The sequence below is a fragment of the Stagnihabitans tardus genome, from assembly GCF_009925085.1.
Lineage (GTDB): Bacteria > Pseudomonadota > Alphaproteobacteria > Rhodobacterales > Rhodobacteraceae > Stagnihabitans > Stagnihabitans tardus.
The window spans coordinates 1-786 of record NZ_JAABNR010000086.1 but is presented as its reverse complement, the minus strand read 5'-3'; the positions used below and the strand labels follow the sequence as shown (position 1 = coordinate 786).

Annotated in this window: 1 protein-coding gene; it reads right to left on the bottom strand. The window is 63.7% G+C overall.

Annotation, left to right across the window (positions count from 1 at the left end):
• A partial coding sequence (locus GV832_RS21710) for a ParA family protein (protein ID WP_168776933.1) occupies positions 1–667 on the bottom strand: 667 nt, incomplete at its 3' end.
• Between the last annotated feature and the right edge of the window lie 119 nt (positions 668–786).

The window sequence follows — 786 nt, the reverse complement described above, 5'->3', positions numbered from 1 at the left end:
TGGCGTTGGCGCGGGCCGCCGGTCCAAGGGGGCCGTGATAGCCCAGTTGTTCGAGGATTCTCGAATGCGGAACGATCACGTCGAGATGGTCGAGACGCAGGATCTCTTGCAGCACGTCTTGGTCGCGCTTTGGCAGTTGAGCCATCCCCCCTTCCCGGGTTGCGGCGTCGATGATCTTCGGCCCCGCGTCCATGACGAGGACCCGGACCGCGGGGAACCGCTCGCCCTCGGCAATCGAGGCGCGGAGGTCGTCCATCCAGAGGACGGCGCGATGGGTCATTTCCCATTCGGCGTAGACGGGGCGGGCTGGGATCAGCACCAGATCGGAGATCAGGCAGAAGTCCTCGGTGTCGGTGTGGGTGCCAGGCCGGGTGTCGATCACGACGAGATCGACGCCGCGCGCTTCCTCGGCCTCGAGGAGCGACAGAAGCCCTTCAACACTTTCCGGTGGCGAGAGGATCGCCAGGCTCTCCGGCCAGTCGGGCTTTTGCGCACTCTCCCACGTGGCCAGTTCGAAACTGTCGCGCCAACGGCCGAGTTGAGCGTTCACATCACCGTCGATCAGGGTGACGCTGCGCCCGAGGTTCAGTGCTGCAGATGCGAGAAGCATGGCGGTCGTGGTCTTGCCCGAGCCGCCCTTGGTCTGCACGATGGTAATGACTTGCATGAAATGACGCCTCCACAAACGGTACTCGATACACCTTGCACCGACGCCCGGCGTTCTTTCATGACGCTGCGGAAGGCAGTGCACCGCGGGCAAGCCAAGATCCAGCGAAGCCGTTGTAA